Raw genomic sequence first — 2,361 nt, 5'->3', positions numbered from 1 at the left:
CGACGCCGACGAGGCGTACGTCGAGATATGACCACCCACGCCGACGCCGGGCCGCTGTGCGCGATGCACCATGATGGCCGCGTTCCAGCGGATCCAGGCCCGGTAGCGACGTTCGACCTCTTCCTCGCCGGGAAACCACGGCTCCAGATCGGTCGGGATGGTGTTGACGTAATCGGTGGACGTCAGCGCAGGTATAGCCACCCGCTGCTCGCCGGCGCGTTCCAGCAGCCGCAGCATCAGGTAGCGGGCCCGCGCTGGCCCGGAGCGGGCCAGCAGTTCTTCGAAGGACTCCAGCCATTCCGCGGTCTCGTCCGGGTCGATGTCGGCCAGGTAGGACGCCACACCCTCCCGGATCACCCGGACACGGTCGGATTCACCTGTGTTGCTTGCGCTTTTGGCCAGGTCATGGCGCCCGAACTCGGTAGTCAACGCACTGCTCCTCGGTGGGGGTCCCTCTATCGTGCCGCATCGGCAGCGACCCGGTAACGTCAGAGGCTGTGCTGAACGGATGGCACCCGCGCAGGCGGGCGGGGGTGCGCGCCCGGACCGGTGCCTTGGTGATCGGCATCGCCGCTGCGCTGGCGATGGGAGTCATCGGTTGCACCAACATCATCGGCGGCACGGCGGACGTGGACACGTCCGCGGCGCCCGCCTACCGCTCGTGGGTCTCCGAGTCGGTGTCGGCGTCGGCGGCGACGTCGAGCCTGCGCGAATCTCAGCGGCAGCAGACGCTGACCACGCGAGCGGTGCGCGGCGCGTGCGTCACGTTCGCAAAGACGAGCAGCGACGCCATCGAGACCGTCAACAGATACGTCTCCGCCCTCAACAAGGGTGGCGACACCGGCGCAACCGAGGGTCCGGCTGTCGACGCGCTCAACCACAGCGCCGACGAGGTTTCCCATCTCATCAATGACACGCTCTCGACCGAGCTGCACGAAGCATTCAACTCCTATGTCGCCGCGGCGCGCGGGGTGGCCGACGCGATCGCCGGTCACGTGTCGACATCGCAGTACAACTCCCGCACGGATCAGCTCAACACCGTCAGGGCGAGGGGGATGCAGCTGTGCAGGGCCTACTGAGACCTACTGGGGTTATCGACCCCTCGCGTGGGATACTGTCCTGCTGTGCGGCGGTGACACCGAGCGCACAATGCGCGGACGGTCGAAGGTAAAAGGAGGAGTCGCACGGTGGTCGCGGCGGGTAACGCGCCGAACTACGCACACAAACTCGGCATCCACAGCCGGCAGGTTGTCCAGGAGTGGGGCTGGGACGAGGACACCGACGACGATATCCGGGCCGACGTCGAAGATGCCTGCGGCGGCGAACTGCTCTACGACACAGACACCGACGAGGTGGTCGACGTGGCCCTGCTGTGGTGGCGGGACGGCGACGGGGACCTGGTGGACACCCTGATGGACGCGATCGCCCCGCTGGCTGACGACGGCGTGGTCTGGGTGCTGACACCGAAGACCGGCCGGCCCGGTCACGTGCTGCCCGCCGAGATCGCGGAGTCGGCGCCCACCGCCGGCCTGATGCCGACTTCGTCGGTCAGCCTCGGCGACTGGAGCGCCAGCCGGCTGGTGCAGCCCAAGTCGCGGACGGGCAGGCGCTGACGCCGGCTCTGCTCCGCCCGCGCGAGCGTGCGTGACCCCCGGTCCGACACGCCGCGGGCTGACCGGGTTTGCGCACGTTCGCGTTTTGATGCCCTACGCCCAGCCGGGTAGCCTGCCCGGGGCGGGGCGCGTAGCTCAGTGGTAGAGCTCTGGTTTTACACACCAGCGGTCGGCGGTTCGATCCCGTCCGCGCCCACCAGTGTTTATACCGAGTTGCATCACCGTCGGCCAGCGGCGGCTAGAGGCCCGGCGACGTGGAAAATCCCCTGCTCCCATGTGGGAGCAGGGGATTCCTGACGCGGTAGTGCGGGGCCTGTTGTCAGGCGTGGGCGTGGGTGTGCAGTTCCTCAAGCCCGACCTGGTGCACGTGCGGATGGGTGTGCTCGGTCCCGTCCTCGTGGGTGTGGGCGTGCTCGTGCTCCACATGGTCGTGGTTGTGTGCATCCGCGTGGTCGTGGGTGTGGGTCACCTCGCCGTGGCTGTGTTCGTGCGCATGCGGTTCGTGGCCGTGGTTGTGGTGCGTCATGATTTTTCATTCCCTTCATTCGTTGACTCGTCGGCCCTTGGGGACCAACGCCTGCTCGGCAACCGCCTGCAAGTTGCTACCGGTGCGGTGATGCGACGGCACCCCTGGGCCGGCATGCTCGGCGTTGAAAACGGCATCGGTGACCAGTTGGCAAACATGCTCGTTTTCCACGCTGTAGAAGATCGTGGTGCCCTCGCGCCGAGTGCGTACCAGCCGGGCCAT

The 2,361-nt window shown here is 67.3% G+C and carries 3 protein-coding genes, 1 tRNA gene and 2 pseudogenes; 3 read left to right on the top strand and 3 right to left on the bottom strand.

The annotated features are described in order from the left end of the window. Nucleotides 1–429, bottom strand: a pseudogene (locus AC2VON_RS05885) (pyruvate dehydrogenase (acetyl-transferring), homodimeric type); the annotation flags it as partial. Nucleotides 430–497: 68 nt separating this feature from the next. Here AC2VON_RS05885 and AC2VON_RS05880 point away from each other — a divergent pair. The 3 genes from AC2VON_RS05880 to AC2VON_RS05870 all read left to right on the top strand — a co-directional run bounded on the left by AC2VON_RS05880 (nucleotide 498) and on the right by AC2VON_RS05870 (nucleotide 1,812). Continuing rightward, nucleotides 498–1,079, top strand: coding sequence for a hypothetical protein (locus tag AC2VON_RS05880; RefSeq protein WP_486952097.1), 582 nt, complete (start codon nucleotides 498–500; stop codon nucleotides 1,077–1,079). A gap of 108 nt (nucleotides 1,080–1,187) precedes the next feature. After that, on the top strand, nucleotides 1,188–1,613 hold the full coding sequence (locus AC2VON_RS05875; RefSeq protein WP_486952096.1) for a DUF3052 domain-containing protein: 426 nt from the start codon (nucleotides 1,188–1,190) through the stop codon (nucleotides 1,611–1,613). Nucleotides 1,614–1,737: 124 nt separating this feature from the next. Next, a tRNA-Val gene (locus tag AC2VON_RS05870) sits at nucleotides 1,738–1,812 on the top strand. A gap of 120 nt (nucleotides 1,813–1,932) precedes the next feature. On the opposite strand, the gene AC2VON_RS05865 is transcribed toward AC2VON_RS05870, so the two are convergent. Next, complete coding sequence (locus AC2VON_RS05865; protein WP_486952095.1) at nucleotides 1,933–2,139, bottom strand: zinc transporter Slc39a7; 207 nt, start codon at nucleotides 2,137–2,139, stop codon at nucleotides 1,933–1,935. Between the two features lie 15 nt (nucleotides 2,140–2,154). Beyond that, nucleotides 2,155–2,361 (bottom strand): annotated as a pseudogene (locus AC2VON_RS05860) (transcriptional regulator); the annotation flags it as partial.

This window comes from Mycobacterium sp. TH-M82 (assembly GCF_057473605.1).
The sequence above is the reverse complement of the archived record's forward strand: the minus strand, read 5'-3'. Positions and strand labels throughout refer to the sequence as shown.